The organism is Bacillus cereus group sp. MYBK14-1 (assembly GCF_051916885.1).
GTDB lineage: Bacteria > Bacillota > Bacilli > Bacillales > Bacillaceae_G > Bacillus_A > Bacillus_A cereus.
Genome location: NZ_JBQAHM010000009.1, coordinates 154,720 through 169,999, shown reverse-complemented (window position 1 = coordinate 169,999; position 15,280 = coordinate 154,720). Strand labels below are relative to the sequence as shown.

The following is a 15,280-nucleotide window of genomic DNA, read 5'->3' as shown; positions in this document are numbered from 1 at the left end:
TTACAAATCTTACAGTCTCCAAATTAATTCATATTATAAGCTCTCTACTTCCGTCGTATTTGTCTTTTCAATATGTTCTACTTTACGTGCCTTATTTCTTGTTGCACGGTAAAACAGTAAACAAACAATCATAAATGGAATACCACAATACAATGCCATTCTTTGTTCTGGAATAAAGGCCATTCCAACGATTACTGTTAAATTTAATACTAACGCAAGAAGTGGTACAAATGGATACAATGGTGTTTTAAATTTCAATTCTTTCACATCCCCGCCCTGCTTTATGTATGACCTTCTAGCTAATAAGTTAGATAGAGCAATAGATGCCCAAACTAATATCGCCCCGAACCCGGCAATAGAAAGTAGCCATAAATAAACTGTATCTTCCGCATAAATACCTGATAGTAATGAAAGGCAGCCTACAATTGTACTTACAATCAATGCATAAATAGGAACACCGTTTTTAGATAACTTACCAAAAATCGGACTAATCATTCCTTGATTAGACATAGACCATAGCATACGAGAAGTTGCATATAACCCTGAATTCGCAACGGATAGCACTGCTGTAATGATAACAAAATTTATAATATCTGCTGCATAAGGAATACCAATTTTATCAAATACAACTACAAATGGACTTTCAATTACTCCCGCTTGTTGCCAAGGGAATAGTCCAGCAAGAATAAAAATAGATAGTACAAAGAAAACAAGTATACGCCAAACTGTATTGTTAATTGCCTTCGGGATTGTTTTCTCTGGATTTTCACTCTCACCTGCTGCAATACCAACTAATTCTGTTCCTTGGAAAGAAAAATTAACTGCAATCATCGTAATTAAAATGGCTGATAATCCATTGGGGAACAATCCACCATAATCAGTAAAACTAGAGAACATCGGTGCTGGTTCATTTCCTTTCATATCTAGAAAACCAAACATTGCTGCCCCACCTAAAATAATAAATGCAATAATCGTAATTACTTTAATACTTGCAAACCAAAATTCAACTTCCGCAAAACTTCTTGAAGATAACGCATTAATAGCAAAGAGGAGTACCGCAAACACTACGCACCAAATCCATGAAGGTACATCAGGAAACCATCGTTTCATTAAAATACTAACTGCAATTAGTTCAATCCCTATCGTAGCTGACCAGTTTAACCATGACATCCATCCAACTACATAACCTGCTGCAGGGGAAATATGCTTCGTAGCATACGTTTGATAAGATCCTGCGTCAGGCATTGCAACAGCTAACTCTCCAAGACAGAGCATCGTTAAATACATAACAAATCCTCCAACAAGATATGCTACAATCGCTCCTCCAGGCCCAGCTTCATGAATTGTATACCCAGATCCTAAAAAAAGACCGGTACCAATAACGCCTCCAAGTGCAATCATAAATATGTGCCTGCTTTTCAATTCTCTTTTTAATCCTTGATTTTGATTCATCATATAAATCCCCCCTTTTCACTTTGTAAACCCATTTAATGTAAGCGTTTTTAAAATTATTCACCGTAAAAATAATGATTTAAAAGAGCAAAAATACACGTCACTTACATTAATCACTGCCTGTTACTAAAAGGTCATCCCTTACTGTTATTAATAACTTTTGATCAGCAATAGCTTGTCCTTCTACTACTTCTAATGATTCAATATAACCACTGATCCCTATCTTAATTTCTACTTTCTGTTTATCTATTGTTTCAATTAATGCTAATTTCTCCCACTCGTATACGTAAGAACTTTCCGTAACAAATAACTTCTCTACTTTCCCGTAACAAGGACTATACACGCATTCTATAACCGTCTTCACTTTATACACTCCTCCTTCTTATTAGTTGGTACTGAAACGTTGCATATCCCTCCTTTAGATATATCAATTATTATTTATGCAAAATGCGTACCAATCTCCAATTCCTATTTAAAATGAAGGTTTCTCAAAAAAAAAACTTCATAACCGCAAAATTTTTCTATCATTTCAGAGATTTTAAAAGGAAAATAGCAAAAAATTTTTGCGATTTTATAAGAATTTTAATAAAATTATAAAAAGTCAGTCTTCATAGGGTGGAATGAGGAGAAGATAATCTATGCGTACAGAAGAAATTAATTTAAAACAGATCATTGAAATGAATATGCTATATGAAACTTTACTCAATGAACTCGACATCGGAATTCATATTATTAATGAGGAAAGTAAGACGATTATCTATAACCGCAAAATGATGGAAATTGAATCAATGGAGCGCTCAGATGTGCTATATAAAAGTCCTTTAGAAGTATTCGCATTTGAGGAAAATAAAAATAGTACTCTTATAGAGGCATTAAAATTTGGAAAAACAAAGAAAAATATAAAACAAACGTATTTTAACAATAAAGGACAAGAAATTACAACGATTAACGATACTTTCCCTATAATAGAACATGGAAAAATTAAAGGCGCTATTGAAATATCAAAAGAAATTAGTAACTTAAAGCAAACGATAAAAATAGGTCCTTCTCGAAAACAAAGTACTAAATTTACCTTTGATCACATAATTGGTGATTCTGAAGCCATTCAATCAATCATTACAGAAGGAAAAAGAGTAATTCGTACATCTTCCTCCATACTTCTAGTAGGAGAAACAGGCACTGGTAAAGAACTATTTGCACAAAGCATCCATAATGAAAGTCAGCGTTCAACAAAACCCTTTATTTCACAAAACTGTGCCGCTATACCTGATACCTTAATGGAAAGCCTACTATTTGGCACAAATCGAGGTGCCTTTACAGGAGCAATAGATAAATCAGGCTTATTCGAAGAAGCAAACGGAGGAACTTTGTTATTAGATGAAATCAATTCATTAAGCCCAATACTTCAAGCTAAGTTGCTGCGGGCTATACAAGAAAAAACAATACGAAGAATCGGAGGTACACACGAAAAAGAAATTGATGTTCGCATTATAGCAACTATCAATGAAGATCCCTTTGAAGCCATCGCACATAATCGATTAAGAGAAGACTTATATTACCGATTAAGCGTCGTTACTTTATGTCTTCCGCCTTTACGTGAAAGAAAAGAAGATATTCCAGCTCTTGTTCAGCACTTTATTGAAAAATATAATACTCAATTCGGGCTCAACGTAACCGATGTAGATGTAAATGTAAGAGAATTTTTCTATGCCTACGATTGGCCTGGAAACGTACGGGAGTTGGAACATATAATTGAAGGTTCCATGAACTTGATAGAAGATGAAACCATCATTACAGCGTTTCATCTTCCTACTCGCTTTCGCGAACGAATAAAAACAGAATTCAATATGCAACATGCACTAACTACTCACAATACTGATGCACCTAAAACTTTAAAACACACAATAGAAAAAATGGAAAAGAACTACATTAACCAAATTCTTAAAGAGAATCATGGCAACATCTCACAAGCTGCAAAATTTTTAGGATTAAGTAGGCAAAACTTACAATATCGAATTAAAAAACTGCATTTACACATATGAAATAAACATGTCTCCAAGTGTAAAAATTACTTGGTAAAATATGTTATAATAAACATATAACATGCTAGAAAGGGGCTATATATATGAGTAATGATAAAAAATTAAAGTTATTACAATACTTATACTTTTTCCCTGCCATGCTCTGTATGATGTTATTCATTAATGCCGATGTAAGCAGCTCTCCTTATGCAAAGCTATTAGGAACAATTTTTGGCTCCTTTGCAGCTATTATGCTTGCTGCTTTTTGGAATTTGAAGATACGTATAAAAAACGAAAAATCTTCTTAATACTAAAAAAATCGAGCTACTTAGCCCGATTTTTTTATTTGCCATTAAAACTCAACATTCTCTAAATACAACCCACTTGCCTCAGCAAGACAATTAATTTGATTGCGCTGCTTTTCCTCTAAAATGTTTGGAATTGCTTCAGCATCTAATTGTCCTAATCCAACTTCAATTAATGCCCCGACAATTTTTCTTACCATATTATGAAGGAAGCCGTTACCACTTACTCTAATTTGTACAAACCCTGCCTCTTCCATCACATCAAGTGTATATACTTCTCGAACCATAGATTTTTTCTTTGATTTCGCATTTGAAAAAGCAGTAAAGTCATGTGAACCAACTAAATGTTTTGCAGCTGCTTTCATGCTTTTCACATTTAATTTTTTATTCACATGCATGCTGTATTTACGCATAAATGGATTTGTATGCTCTTCATTCCAAATTTTATACAGATATGTTTTTGCTTTAGAATTGTAACGAGCATGGAAACGATCATGTACTTCTTCCACATTCGTAATGCTAATATCGTTAGGTAAATATTGATTTAAATATTTTTTCACTTTATGTTCCACTAACTTCTCATCACTTTGAAAGTTAGCAACTTGATTCAAAGCATGTACACCAGCGTCTGTTCTACTACAACCGATAATTTCAATTTCTTTTCCGACCATTTCAGATATGACACTTTCGATTTTTCCTTGAATTGTATTATCGTTATTACCAAGACGTTGCCATCCTTTAAAACGTGCGCCGTCGTACTGAATCGTTAATTTATAATTATGCATAATATTCTCCTTCATAGAAAATATTCCCTCATACCATGAGGGAATATTAATAAACTTTACTTTCTAACAAGCTTCACTACATTTTCTACGTGAGCTGTATGCGGGAACATATCAACTGGTTGCACATACTCCACTTCATAGCTCTTCATTAATGCTTGTACATCACGTGCTAATGAAGAAGGATTACAAGACACGTACACAACTTGTTTCGGCTTCACTTTTAAAATTGTTTCCAGTAATTTATCATCGCAACCTGTACGTGGTGGGTCGACAACAATTACATCTGGACGCCATCCTTCTTTTACCCATTTCGGTAACCATTGTTCAGCTTTACCTGCTTCATATTTCGTATTTGTAAATCCGTGACGCTTTGCATTTTTTCTTGCATCTGCAATTGCTTCTGGAATTACATCCATACCACGTACTTCCGCTGCATCATTTGCAAGCCAAAGACCGATTGTACCGACACCACAGTACGCATCCACAATCTTCTCGTTTCCTGTTAACGCAGCTGCTTTTTTCGCTTCATTATACAAAACAACTGTTTGCTCTGGATTCAACTGGAAGAATGCACGTGCTGATAATTCAAATGATAAATCGCCAAGTGTTTCTTGAATGACTTCTTTTCCAGCTAATTTAAATGTTTTGTCGCCAAAAATAACAGATGTTTTACGCCAGTTTACATTTTGCATAATTGATTTAACCGCTGGCATCTGTTTTTGTACTTCTGCAATAAATTGTTCTTTATTTGGTAATTCTTCTTTTGTTGTAATAAGTGTAACTTGTACTTCCCCTGTTTGAACTGCAGTACGTGTTACAATTGTGCGTACTAAACCTTTTTGCTTTTTCTCATTGTAAATAGAAACATTTAATTTTTCTAAAATACGTCTTACAACTTTTGTCGCTTCATTCGTTGCTTTATGTTGAATCATACAGTGAGCGATATCAATTAACTGATGTGAGTTTTGTTTATACAGCCCTGTAATAACCTTTTCGTCTTTACGCCCCACTTGTAATTGACTCTTATTACGATAATGCCATGGATTTTCCATGCCAAGCGTTGGGCGAATTTTCTCTTCCATACTATTTTTCATGTACTTCTCAAATGCTTGTACAACGATATCACGCTTTTGATTCAATTGTTCTTTATAATCTAAATGTTGCAGCTGACAACCGCCACACTCCTCATATACTGGACACGGTGCTTTCACACGATGCGGTGAAGCTTTACGAACTTTTTTCACTTTCGCTTCAGCGAAGCCACGCTGAATTTTCGTTGTTTCTGCAACAACTTCTTCTCCTGGTAATGCCCCTGGAATAAAAACAACTTGTCTCTTAAAATAACCAACGCCTTCTCCGTTAATCCCAAGACGTTTAATTGTCACAGGAAACGTTTGACCAACTTCCAACTTACTCTCATGTTGCTTTTGTATCATTATTACACCTCTACTCTATACTTTTCCATAAATATAACGCTGCATAACTGCAGTATGGTTCACACTCTTGTTTCACTTTTTCTAAAAATGCATCATCAGGTTTATCATCTAATTGAAATATACCTTGCACTGCACGCTGAATCCCAATGTCCGCTTTCGGGAACATATTTTTCCGTCCAAGCCCAAACATTAAAAAGTTTTGCACTGTCCATGCACCAATTCCCCTAATTGGCAACAATTGTGCTGAAATGTCTTCTTCCGTCCCATTTTCTATACTCGCTAAATTTAATGTACCACTGACAATACTTCGACCTAATCCTACTATATATTCAGCCTTTCGCTGACTAAACTTCTGCTCTCTCAATTCTTCTATTGAAATATTTGCTACTATTTCCGGAGTGGGGAAAAAGAATACACCGTTCTTCTCTGTTCCATACCGTTTCACAAATTGTTCTGTTAACACAGTAGCAAATTTCAAATTTATTTGTTGGTGAATGATACAGCGAAGCAGACAAGCAAAATAATCAAATTCTAAAATAATTGGAGTATAAGCATATGTTTCAAATAGTGGACGTAATGATGTGTTTAAAAAATGATTTTGTATATCTTGAAACGGTTCATTCCAATGAAAAATGGCCCTCATTCGTTTCATGACTTTCTCTGGATCTCCTGTCTGACTAGAAATCCAAAACTGTGGATTTTGAACAGTACCAATCCCTTGTAAGCGAACAACAACCTGTTCCTCGTCTATACAAAGCGGGATATAAATAACTTTCTCATCTAATTGAATGACGTTAAGAGGATCAAAAGATAAACGTTTTAATACTTCTTCAAAATGATACGGATACTCTAACGTAACATGTTCGCTCCACATACGTTTCCCCATCCTTTTTACACATCATTATAGCATGAGAAAACCGTAAGCATACATGCTTACGGTTGATTGCCTTTTACTAAGTCATCTAGACTTTTAAAATGATACCCTTTCTCGCGCAAATCATCAATGATTTTCGCAAGTGCTTCTGCATTATCTTTTGATATTGCATGAAGTAATAAAATAGATCCTGGATGAATCATCGTCATAACATTATTATGCGCATATTGCCATCCTCTTTGCTGATCCACTTTCCAATCCAAAAATGCAAGTGACCAAAATACATTATAATAGCCCATTTCTTTCGTAAGAGCTAACGTTCTTTCACTAAATACACCGCGCGGAGGACGTACATATTTCACTTCTTTTTGCCCAGTTACTTTTTTAATTTCTTCCGTTACACTTGTTAATTCTTCACGAAGTTTCTCATCATTTACCGCTGTAAAATCAGGATGACTCCAAGAATGGTTTCCAATAATATGTCCTTCATCCTTCATTCTTAACAATAAATCTTTTTGTGTTTTAATGTAATGCCCCGTTACAAAGAAAGTTGCTGGTACTTTTTTCTCTTTTAATACATCTAATATTTTCCCTGTGTATCCATTCTCATATCCATTATCAAATGTTAAATAAATATCTTTTTTCTTCGTATCTCCTAAATAAAACCCGCCATTTTTTTGTAGTAAATCTGTATATAACTTTCCTGCATCTGGTACTGTTTCATTTTTAGGACGCGGGATTCCCCAGTTATGTGGAGTATTTGTATAAGCCAGTGCTGAAACTGGAACAAGTGCCATCATAATTGAAAAAATGAGACCGATATATAACCATTTATATTTCATAAATAGTCTCCTTTCCATATATAATCGTACTTGTAGTTTCTGTTGCTACACATTCTTTCATGCTGAACATGTTTTTCTATATATACCAAAAAAATGCATCTCGAATCATTCGAGATGCATTTTTTATTTACTTAAATACTGGCTCTTTAAAGCTAGCTAATTTTTCAAGTGATGTTTTATCAACATCTGCATGTAAGCTATTACCATGAGAGTCCATCGTTACAACTGCTTTAAACCCGTCGATACGTAAATGCCACATTGCTTCCGGAATACCAAATTGTAAGAAATCAACATCTTTCACTTCTTTAATACATTCAGCATAATATTGCGCTGCACCACCGATTGCGTTTAAATATACACCGCCGTGTTCTTCTAAAGCCGCTAATGTTTTCGCACCCATACCGCCTTTTCCAATGACAGCGCGAATACCGAATTTCTTCATAATATCGCCTTGGTACGGTTCTTCACGAATACTTGTCGTTGGACCTGCCGCTTTAATTTGCCAATTGTCATTTTCATCTTTCACAACAACTGGACCACAGTGGTAAATAATTTGTCCATTTAAATCTACTGGACAATCATTATCCATTAAATGCTTATGGATTGCGTCACGACCTGTATACATCATGCCATTAATTGTTACAACATCACCAACGCGAAGTTCACGAATTTGCTCTTCTGTAATTGGTGCTTGTAATACAATCTCACGTTGCTCTGTTTTTTCTTGTACTTCATGCTGAAGTGTATCTTCACCTTCTTGATATAGCCAATCCATAATGTCTCCTGTTTCAGGATGGATTTTCACACCAAGGCGACGATATGCCCAGCAATTATACGCAACAGATACATAGAAACTAGCTGGCAAACGATTATAGACGCCAATTTTACAACCAAGTAAAGTTGTTTCTCCGCCAAATCCCATCGTACCAATGCCAAGCTTATTCGCATTTTCTAATACGTACTCTTCAAGATGTTGTAACTCTGGTACTGGATTGACATCATCTAATGTACGGAATAATTGATTTTTTGCCAATTCATAACCTGATGTGCGGTCTCCCCCGATACCAACACCAATTACACCAGCGCTACATCCTTGCCCTTGTGCTTGATATACTGCATGAAGAAGGCATTTACGAATCCCTTCTAAATCACGGCCAGCTCGTCCAAGTCCTTCTAGTTCACACGGTAAGCTATATTGAATATTTTTATTCTCACAGCCACCACCTTTTAGGATTAAACGTGCATCAATATAATCTTTTTCCCATTGTTCAAACTTAATCACCGGTGTACCTGGTCCTAAATTATTTCCACTATTATCTCCAAAAAGAGAATCAACAGAATTGGGACGAAGTTTACCATCTTTTGTCGCCCGCTCAAGCGCATTATAGATAGCTTCCTTCAACTTTAATTGATTCACACCAACTGGTGTATAAATTTTAAACGTTGGCATCCCTGTATCTTGGCAAATCGGCGAGATGTTATCATCAGCCATTTTAATATTATTTGTAATTGTGCCAAGTGCCATCGCAGAACGAGTCCCTGCATTTTCTCGCTCTTTCGCTTGTTGAATCGCACGACGAACATCTTTCGGTAAGTTCGTTGACGTTTCAACAATTAGTTGATACATGCTTTCTTGAAGCTTTTCCATTGTTACTTCCCCCTCAATTGTGAACGCTACCAAAACGTTATGAGCTGAAAATTCAATTGTTATGCTCTTTAGCTATTTATTTGTTTCACGCTATTAGAGCATAAATGAAATTTTTCACAACTTGATTATACCTCTTTTTCTATCGTCCTTCTATTACCCGAACAGAAAAAGGCTACCAAATTGGAATTGGTAGCCTTTTTAATATATTATTCGTCTTTTTTAAATTGCTCACATTTTAATTCTAATTCATCTAACATTGCAAGAAGACGATCTACATCTTCTAATTCAACTTCTTCAGGTTCAATTGTATCAATTACTTCAATGAACATATTTAAACGTTCTTTTAAATATACTAATTGTGTATCTTTATCTTGAATTGCTTTTCCCATGAAGGCACTCTCCTTTTAATTCGAGTTGCTTTTATTATACCGCAAAAACGATTGCTATGGGCATGAAATTTCATCAATTTTGTCACAGTCATCCACTATAATGTAAGCCCTCTCTCTTTCCATGCTAAAAAGTTTCACTTTATAAAAAGCACATATTCTTCTATTATAGAGAATGGACAAATTGTTATTTCAATAGTCAAAGGAGTATTTCATATGACGATATCACAAAAAATGAAGCCGATTACTCCTTCTTACGATCCATGGGAAGCGTATATGGACCTTGAAGAGTACGGCAAACTACTATTAACAAATGTTGAATTTACAACGACGACGTTATGCAACATGCGCTGTGAGCATTGCGCTGTTGGTTACACGTTACAGCCGAAAGACCCAAATCCGCTTCCGATGGATCTTTTATTAAAACGATTAGATGAGATTCCTCATTTACGTTCTTTAAGTATTACTGGCGGCGAACCTATGCTTTCAAAAAAATCCGTCGACAACTATGTAACACCACTCTTAAAATATGCCCATGAACGAGGCGTTCGCACTCAAATCAACTCTAACTTAACTATAGATTTAGCACGTTACGAACAGATTATTCCTTATTTAGACGTATTGCATATATCTCATAACTGGGGAACAATTGATGACTTCGTTGAAGGCGGATTTGCAATGATGGAGCGTAAGCCTACTTACGAACAACGTGCAAAATTATTTGAAAGAATGATTACAAATAGTAAGGCTCTATCAGATGCAGGTGTACTTGTATCGGCCGAAACAATGCTAAACAAAAGAACTCTACCACATATTGAACATATTCACCGCCAAATCGTCGAAGAGATGGGCTGTAAACGTCATGAAGTTCATCCAATGTATCCAAGTGACTTCGCGAGTAATCTAGAGATTTTAACAAAAGCTGAAATTCGTGATGCGATTGAACATTTACTAGAAATTCGCGATGAAAATGTATGGATGCTATTTGGAACTTTACCTTTCTATGCTTGTAGCGATGACGAAAAAGACATAGCTACATTTAAAAAATTGCAAGAGAGCAAAAATGTAACTGTTCGTAATGATCCAGATGGCCGTTCTCGTTTAAATGTAAATATTTTCGATGGAAATATTATTGTGACGGACTTTGGTGATGTTCCACTTCTAGGAAACATACAAACAAACACATTACAAGAAGCGTATGAAAAATGGAGCACTTCAAAAACAGCAAAATCATTAAGCTGCCACTGTCCTGCAGTAAAATGTCTTGGACCAAATGTTCTTGTAAAAAACAGCTACTATCCGACAGAAGATTTCTTATCAAAAACAGCAAACATTACATTATAAAAAAAACGTCAGCTTATAAGCTGACGTTTTTTATGTTATTGCGAGTGAGAAGAAGAAATAAATTTAAAAAACAAATGATCATGAATTGGAATTGCCGCTCCAATTCCTTGAGAAGTAATATTTTTCACAACAAGTCTTTTTTGATTTCCCTTTAATACAAGATACACTTCTCCAAATGTTACTTTTCCCTTTTCATTTACTGCTGGTGTATAAGCGTATAAATATCCAAGTTGACTCGGACTAATATTATACACACGCTCATGTCCAGTACCATAACCAATAGTTGTCTTAAACGAAAGAGGTAATTGTACTTTTTCAAGTGCTTTGAGAAGCATCATTTTTTTCACATCTGCAGCATCTTTCATATCTGCTGTTAAATCGCCTTCAACCGTCTTTTGTGTTTCTTGCTTATAGCGAAGTGGATATAAACGGTCTCCTCCGCGATTATCATACACATTTCGATTCACTTGTTTATATTCCCAATTAATCGATGTGTCTACTGATTCATAATGTAAGGCCCATTGACCTAAATAAATTTTTGCCCGATACCCTACTGCAAGTGGCGCATTTGAAATTGTCGTTTCATTAAACATCCGAATTAAGTCTGGATTTTCAATTTTAATATTAGCCGTTTTCAATAGCTCTTGAGCAAATTTACTTGGTTGTAAACGTGGCAAATCTTGCGCATCATTTGGAAATGTATTGTCTTTTGAAATATTTAAAACAGATGAAGGCATTTTTGTTCCTACTGTTGTCTTTGCAAAACTCATGTTAGGAAATAATAAAATAAACGAGACCATAGTTGAAAGACATATGCTGTATACTCGTTTCACCTGTCTGGCTCCTTCCTATGTAGGTATATATACTACTTCGTTTATTGTTTTCTCTGAGCGCAATTGTTATGCCTATTTTTCATAATAAATAAAAACCAATTCCCATAATGACATACGCCGCTAGTAAAGTGCCTCCTTCAAACCAGTTTGTATCTCCATCATTGGAAATCGCAATCGTTAAGAAAACGGCTGTAATCATAGACACAAGTTCTGGTATGGTAAATACTAAAGGCATCCTTTGCGCGAAGAACATAGATAGTAATACTAATACAGGAGCAACAAACATGGCGATTTGTAATGTAGAGCCTATTGCAATTTCAACTGCAATATTTACTTTATTTTTATAAGCCATAATAATTGCAGACGCATGTTCCGCTGCATTCCCAACAATTGCAACGATAATAACCCCTATAAATAACTCTGACCAGCCAAATGACTTTGCAACAGTTTCAAAAGTATGCACGAGTGCCTCTGACACATAAGCTACCGCTAGTGTTGCTATCGCTAAAATAAGTAGCGCCTTCCCTTTCGACCACTCTGGCTCTTCTTCATGCGCTACTTCGTCACTTTTATGTTGATATACACCACGGTGCGTAACTAACTTAAATAGTAATGCAGCAAGGTACATGATAATCATAATAATAGAAACACCTATACTTAATTGATACGTCTTGCCAGCGTCCATCTTCATTGAAAAGATCTCTGGAATAACAAAGGCCACAACAACAGCAAATATTAATAAAGCTGAATTATGCCTTGCATCATATACATTAAAACTTTGTCTTTTGTATTTAAGACCTCCAACAAAGAAGGATAACCCTCCTACTAATAATAAATTTCCAAGTACAGATCCCGTTAAAGAAGCTAACACCACTTCAATTAACCCTGCTTGAAGTGCAAAAATTGAAATGATAAGTTCAACAGCATTACCGAAAGTAGCATTTAATAATCCGCCTATTCTAGGACCAGAAACAATTGCTAGACTCTCTGTTGCTCTACCCATAAAACCAGCTAATGCGATAATCGTAACACAATACACAGCGAACATAATTGTTTCTGGCCAATGAAGTGTTTTTCCAAGTACAGATAGTGGTACACCTATAAGCGCTACTATAAGAAATATTTTATTAAACATGTTTTTCATCCTTCCATCGTATGTATTTCTCCTCAATATTATTATTATTCTTCTCCTAACTTGTCCGATTTCATCACAATTACGTTTAAAAAATCGGATTGAAGAAAACAGTATGAAAGATATTTAAATTATCTTGTTTAAACAGACAGAATTATAAATTGTGAAAAGGGGTTAAAATTATGCACTTAAAAGAAAAAATCGCAACTATTATTCAAGGTCAACGTACTGGTGTATTATCTACAGTACGAAATGAGAAACCTCATAGCGCCTTTATGATGTTTTTCCATGAAGATTTTGTACTGTATGTTGCAACAGATCGACAATCAAAAAAGATAACAGATATTGAACAAAATCCTAATGTCCATGTACTACTCGGACGAGAAGGGAAAAAATTAGATGAAGATTATATTGAAGTTGAAGGATTGGCTTCAATTGAGGAAGACTCGACATTAAAAAACAAGTTTTGGAATAATAGCTTAAAACGTTGGTTACTCGGCCCTGAAGACCCTAATTACGTATTGATAAAAATCAACCCCGACACAATTTATTACATCGATGGTGCCGGTACGACGGAGCCTGAGTTTTTACGACTATAAAATAAAACAAGCCCCCCTTAGGTGGGCTTGTTTTGTCGAAAAGTTCTTTTGAAAAAAACAATAAAATAGGTGGAACTTTCTAAAGATTCTGTTATATAATAGCATTAACTTAAATAAACTGTATTAAAACAGATTGAGAGGAGAAATAAAATTGATGAAGAGAGAAGAACGCAAAAACATGATTGAGTTTATTGAAAAGAAAAAAGGGATTGAGCGTGACGAATTACTGTTTATGACAGACGATGAAGTAGAACATATTTATAATGTAACGTACTTTTTATATGAGGAAATTGCAGAGTAGTATAATAATCCCCACCTTATTAAAAATATAAGGTGGGGATTATTTCGCTATTTAGCCCACTATTTACAGGCAGTAAAACTCCCACCTTAAAATTCAGGTGGAGCAAGAAGTTAAGTTGAAGTCGTGCTTCCTATAAGCTCAATTGCTTCAACTTTATACATGAGAATCATTTTCATGTATAATACTGTAAGATTGGAGGAATTTTACTATGAGTTCGTGGCTCTTATTTGCACTATTATCAGCAATTGCTGCTGCCCTTGTATCGATTTTTGGAAAGTTTGGTTTAGACGGCATCGATGCAAACGTTGCAACAACAATTCGATCTATTATTATGGCATTATTTATGATAGGCGTTATTATCATACAAGGTAAATTTCAAAATATCGGCGACGTACTGCTAAATAAAAAAGCACTGCTATTTATCACATTAAGTGGGATTGCAGGTGCTTCTTCATGGCTATTTTATTTTCTTGCCCTCAAAACAGGAAAGGTTTCACAAGTAGCTCCTGTCGATAAATTAAGCGTCGTATTTTCTATCATTCTTGCTATGATTATCCTCGGTGAAAAGTTAAACTTTATGACCGGCGTTGGTGTAGTCTTTATTACAGCTGGTGTATTATTTATTGCTTTCAGCTAAAAAAACCGCTATTAGCGGTTTTTCTTTTTCTTTATGTACAACCATACAAAACATGTAACAACTGCTGAAATTAATAAAATCCATATTCCATAATGATGTAAACTATACTCAACGAAGCGCCACTTCTCGCCTAACTTCCAGCCAAGCCCAATAAAAACACTTATCCAAATGAGCGCACCACCGTAAGCGTACAAACAAAAACGCCAAAGTGTCAAATTTGATACCCCAGCAAAATATGCTGTTAAATGACGTACGCCCGGTATAAAATAACCAATCATTAAAAGAAATGGCCCATATTTTTCAAATAAAATATGTGTTTTTTCAATGTGATGTTCTTTAATTCTAATTTTCGGCCCATATTTCTTTAAAACAGGGAGCCCAAGTTTTAAACCTAATATGTAGCTTAACGTGATCCCTAACATCGCACCAGCCAGCCCACTTAAAAAAGCAGCAGTTCCTGACATAACTCCTTTTGAAACATTATAACCAACAAAGGTCAATAAAAACTCGTCTGGTATCGGTAATCCGACAATCCCACCAGCCAAAGCTATAACAATTCCAAAATAGCCATAATGCGCGATTAACTCGCCAATATGTTGTTCCATTCGGAAGACACATCCTATGCACGGTCGTTATTCCACATTGTACCCTTTCTATCTTTAAGGCAAACATGGTATACATATTC

17 protein-coding genes are annotated in these 15,280 nt (G+C 35.3%); 6 read left to right on the top strand and 11 right to left on the bottom strand.

Annotated features, from left to right (window positions below; genetic code table 11):
• Positions 1–33: 33 nt before the first annotated feature.
• A complete protein-coding gene (locus ACTFR3_RS21510; RefSeq protein ID WP_000981865.1) occupies positions 34–1,455 on the bottom strand; it encodes an amino acid permease in 1,422 nt (473 codons plus the stop codon).
• A 106-nt stretch (positions 1,456–1,561) separates the two neighbouring features.
• Complete coding sequence (locus ACTFR3_RS21505) at positions 1,562–1,816, bottom strand: biotin/lipoyl-containing protein (RefSeq protein WP_000859480.1); 255 nt, start codon at positions 1,814–1,816, stop codon at positions 1,562–1,564.
• Positions 1,817–2,090: 274 nt separating this feature from the next.
• Between ACTFR3_RS21505 and ACTFR3_RS21500 the strand changes: the two genes are divergently transcribed.
• Positions 2,091–3,494, top strand: a complete 1,404-nt coding sequence (locus tag ACTFR3_RS21500; protein WP_063219947.1) for a sigma-54 interaction domain-containing protein — start codon at positions 2,091–2,093, stop codon at positions 3,492–3,494.
• An 83-nt stretch (positions 3,495–3,577) separates the two neighbouring features.
• The gene (locus ACTFR3_RS21495) at positions 3,578–3,781 is read left to right on the top strand and encodes a hypothetical protein (RefSeq protein ID WP_000063860.1); all 204 of its coding nucleotides are present in this window, start codon (positions 3,578–3,580) and stop codon (positions 3,779–3,781) included.
• 44 nt (positions 3,782–3,825) lie between these two features.
• On the opposite strand, the gene truA is transcribed toward ACTFR3_RS21495, so the two are convergent.
• From truA to ACTFR3_RS21465, 6 genes are all read right to left on the bottom strand, one after another.
• Positions 3,826–4,563: a tRNA pseudouridine(38-40) synthase TruA gene (gene truA, locus ACTFR3_RS21490; protein ID WP_000553118.1), complete on the bottom strand. Its 738-nt coding sequence runs from the start codon at positions 4,561–4,563 to the stop codon at positions 3,826–3,828.
• Between the two features lie 56 nt (positions 4,564–4,619).
• On the bottom strand, positions 4,620–5,999 hold the full coding sequence (rlmD, locus tag ACTFR3_RS21485) for a 23S rRNA (uracil(1939)-C(5))-methyltransferase RlmD (RefSeq protein ID WP_000615206.1): 1,380 nt from the start codon (positions 5,997–5,999) through the stop codon (positions 4,620–4,622).
• Between the two features lie 10 nt (positions 6,000–6,009).
• Positions 6,010–6,873: a DNA-3-methyladenine glycosylase family protein gene (locus ACTFR3_RS21480; protein ID WP_000269422.1), complete on the bottom strand. Its 864-nt coding sequence runs from the start codon at positions 6,871–6,873 to the stop codon at positions 6,010–6,012.
• A 59-nt stretch (positions 6,874–6,932) separates the two neighbouring features.
• Positions 6,933–7,715 (bottom strand): delta-lactam-biosynthetic de-N-acetylase, encoded by a 783-nt coding sequence (gene pdaA / locus ACTFR3_RS21475; protein ID WP_000875956.1) that lies wholly within the window; start codon positions 7,713–7,715, stop codon positions 6,933–6,935.
• A 127-nt stretch (positions 7,716–7,842) separates the two neighbouring features.
• Positions 7,843–9,363, bottom strand: a complete 1,521-nt coding sequence (fumA, locus tag ACTFR3_RS21470; RefSeq protein WP_000413523.1) for a class I fumarate hydratase — start codon at positions 9,361–9,363, stop codon at positions 7,843–7,845.
• 206 nt (positions 9,364–9,569) lie between these two features.
• The gene (locus ACTFR3_RS21465) at positions 9,570–9,752 is read right to left on the bottom strand and encodes an SE1561 family protein (protein WP_000513558.1); all 183 of its coding nucleotides are present in this window, start codon (positions 9,750–9,752) and stop codon (positions 9,570–9,572) included.
• 213 nt (positions 9,753–9,965) lie between these two features.
• On the opposite strand from ACTFR3_RS21465, the gene yfkAB reads away from it, so the two are divergent.
• Positions 9,966–11,093, top strand: coding sequence for a radical SAM/CxCxxxxC motif protein YfkAB (gene yfkAB, locus ACTFR3_RS21460; RefSeq protein WP_000156016.1), 1,128 nt, complete (start codon positions 9,966–9,968; stop codon positions 11,091–11,093).
• 35 nt (positions 11,094–11,128) lie between these two features.
• Here the strand turns inward: yfkAB and ACTFR3_RS21455 are convergent, their stop codons facing one another.
• Both ACTFR3_RS21455 and cax read right to left on the bottom strand, forming a co-directional pair.
• The gene (locus ACTFR3_RS21455) at positions 11,129–11,926 is read right to left on the bottom strand and encodes a YfkD famly protein (protein WP_002083605.1); all 798 of its coding nucleotides are present in this window, start codon (positions 11,924–11,926) and stop codon (positions 11,129–11,131) included.
• A gap of 79 nt (positions 11,927–12,005) precedes the next feature.
• The gene (cax, locus tag ACTFR3_RS21450; protein WP_000482137.1) at positions 12,006–13,061 is read right to left on the bottom strand and encodes a calcium/proton exchanger; all 1,056 of its coding nucleotides are present in this window, start codon (positions 13,059–13,061) and stop codon (positions 12,006–12,008) included.
• 179 nt (positions 13,062–13,240) lie between these two features.
• On the opposite strand from cax, the gene ACTFR3_RS21445 reads away from it, so the two are divergent.
• The 3 genes from ACTFR3_RS21445 to ACTFR3_RS21435 all read left to right on the top strand — a co-directional run bounded on the left by ACTFR3_RS21445 (position 13,241) and on the right by ACTFR3_RS21435 (position 14,595).
• Positions 13,241–13,657, top strand: a complete 417-nt coding sequence (locus ACTFR3_RS21445; protein ID WP_000550220.1) for a pyridoxamine 5'-phosphate oxidase family protein — start codon at positions 13,241–13,243, stop codon at positions 13,655–13,657.
• 154 nt (positions 13,658–13,811) lie between these two features.
• A complete protein-coding gene (locus ACTFR3_RS21440) occupies positions 13,812–13,958 on the top strand; it encodes a BH0509 family protein (RefSeq protein WP_000817786.1) in 147 nt (48 codons plus the stop codon).
• A gap of 208 nt (positions 13,959–14,166) precedes the next feature.
• Positions 14,167–14,595: an EamA family transporter gene (locus ACTFR3_RS21435; protein WP_000100295.1), complete on the top strand. Its 429-nt coding sequence runs from the start codon at positions 14,167–14,169 to the stop codon at positions 14,593–14,595.
• Positions 14,596–14,606: 11 nt separating this feature from the next.
• On the opposite strand, the gene ACTFR3_RS21430 is transcribed toward ACTFR3_RS21435, so the two are convergent.
• On the bottom strand, positions 14,607–15,200 hold the full coding sequence (locus ACTFR3_RS21430; RefSeq protein ID WP_000434872.1) for a DedA family protein: 594 nt from the start codon (positions 15,198–15,200) through the stop codon (positions 14,607–14,609).
• Positions 15,201–15,280 lie beyond the last annotated feature (80 nt).

Bases quoted from the DNA above. Each gene is read 5' to 3' on its own strand.
- ACTFR3_RS21510 (WP_000981865.1), bottom strand. From the start codon at position 1,455: ATGATGAATCAAAATCAAGGATTAAAAAGAGAATTGAAAAGCAGGCAC.
- ACTFR3_RS21500 (WP_063219947.1), top strand. From the start codon at position 2,091: ATGCGTACAGAAGAAATTAATTTAAAACAGATCATTGAAATGAATATG.
- ACTFR3_RS21495 (WP_000063860.1), top strand. From the start codon at position 3,578: ATGAGTAATGATAAAAAATTAAAGTTATTACAATACTTATACTTTTTC.
- truA (WP_000553118.1), bottom strand. From the start codon at position 4,563: ATGCATAATTATAAATTAACGATTCAGTACGACGGCGCACGTTTTAAA.
- rlmD (WP_000615206.1), bottom strand. From the start codon at position 5,999: ATGATACAAAAGCAACATGAGAGTAAGTTGGAAGTTGGTCAAACGTTT.
- ACTFR3_RS21480 (WP_000269422.1), bottom strand. From the start codon at position 6,873: ATGTGGAGCGAACATGTTACGTTAGAGTATCCGTATCATTTTGAAGAA.
- pdaA (WP_000875956.1), bottom strand. From the start codon at position 7,715: ATGAAATATAAATGGTTATATATCGGTCTCATTTTTTCAATTATGATG.
- fumA (WP_000413523.1), bottom strand. From the start codon at position 9,363: ATGGAAAAGCTTCAAGAAAGCATGTATCAACTAATTGTTGAAACGTCA.
- ACTFR3_RS21465 (WP_000513558.1), bottom strand. From the start codon at position 9,752: ATGGGAAAAGCAATTCAAGATAAAGATACACAATTAGTATATTTAAAA.
- yfkAB (WP_000156016.1), top strand. From the start codon at position 9,966: ATGACGATATCACAAAAAATGAAGCCGATTACTCCTTCTTACGATCCA.
- cax (WP_000482137.1), bottom strand. From the start codon at position 13,061: ATGTTTAATAAAATATTTCTTATAGTAGCGCTTATAGGTGTACCACTA.
- ACTFR3_RS21445 (WP_000550220.1), top strand. From the start codon at position 13,241: ATGCACTTAAAAGAAAAAATCGCAACTATTATTCAAGGTCAACGTACT.
- ACTFR3_RS21440 (WP_000817786.1), top strand. From the start codon at position 13,812: ATGAAGAGAGAAGAACGCAAAAACATGATTGAGTTTATTGAAAAGAAA.
- ACTFR3_RS21435 (WP_000100295.1), top strand. From the start codon at position 14,167: ATGAGTTCGTGGCTCTTATTTGCACTATTATCAGCAATTGCTGCTGCC.
- ACTFR3_RS21430 (WP_000434872.1), bottom strand. From the start codon at position 15,200: ATGGAACAACATATTGGCGAGTTAATCGCGCATTATGGCTATTTTGGA.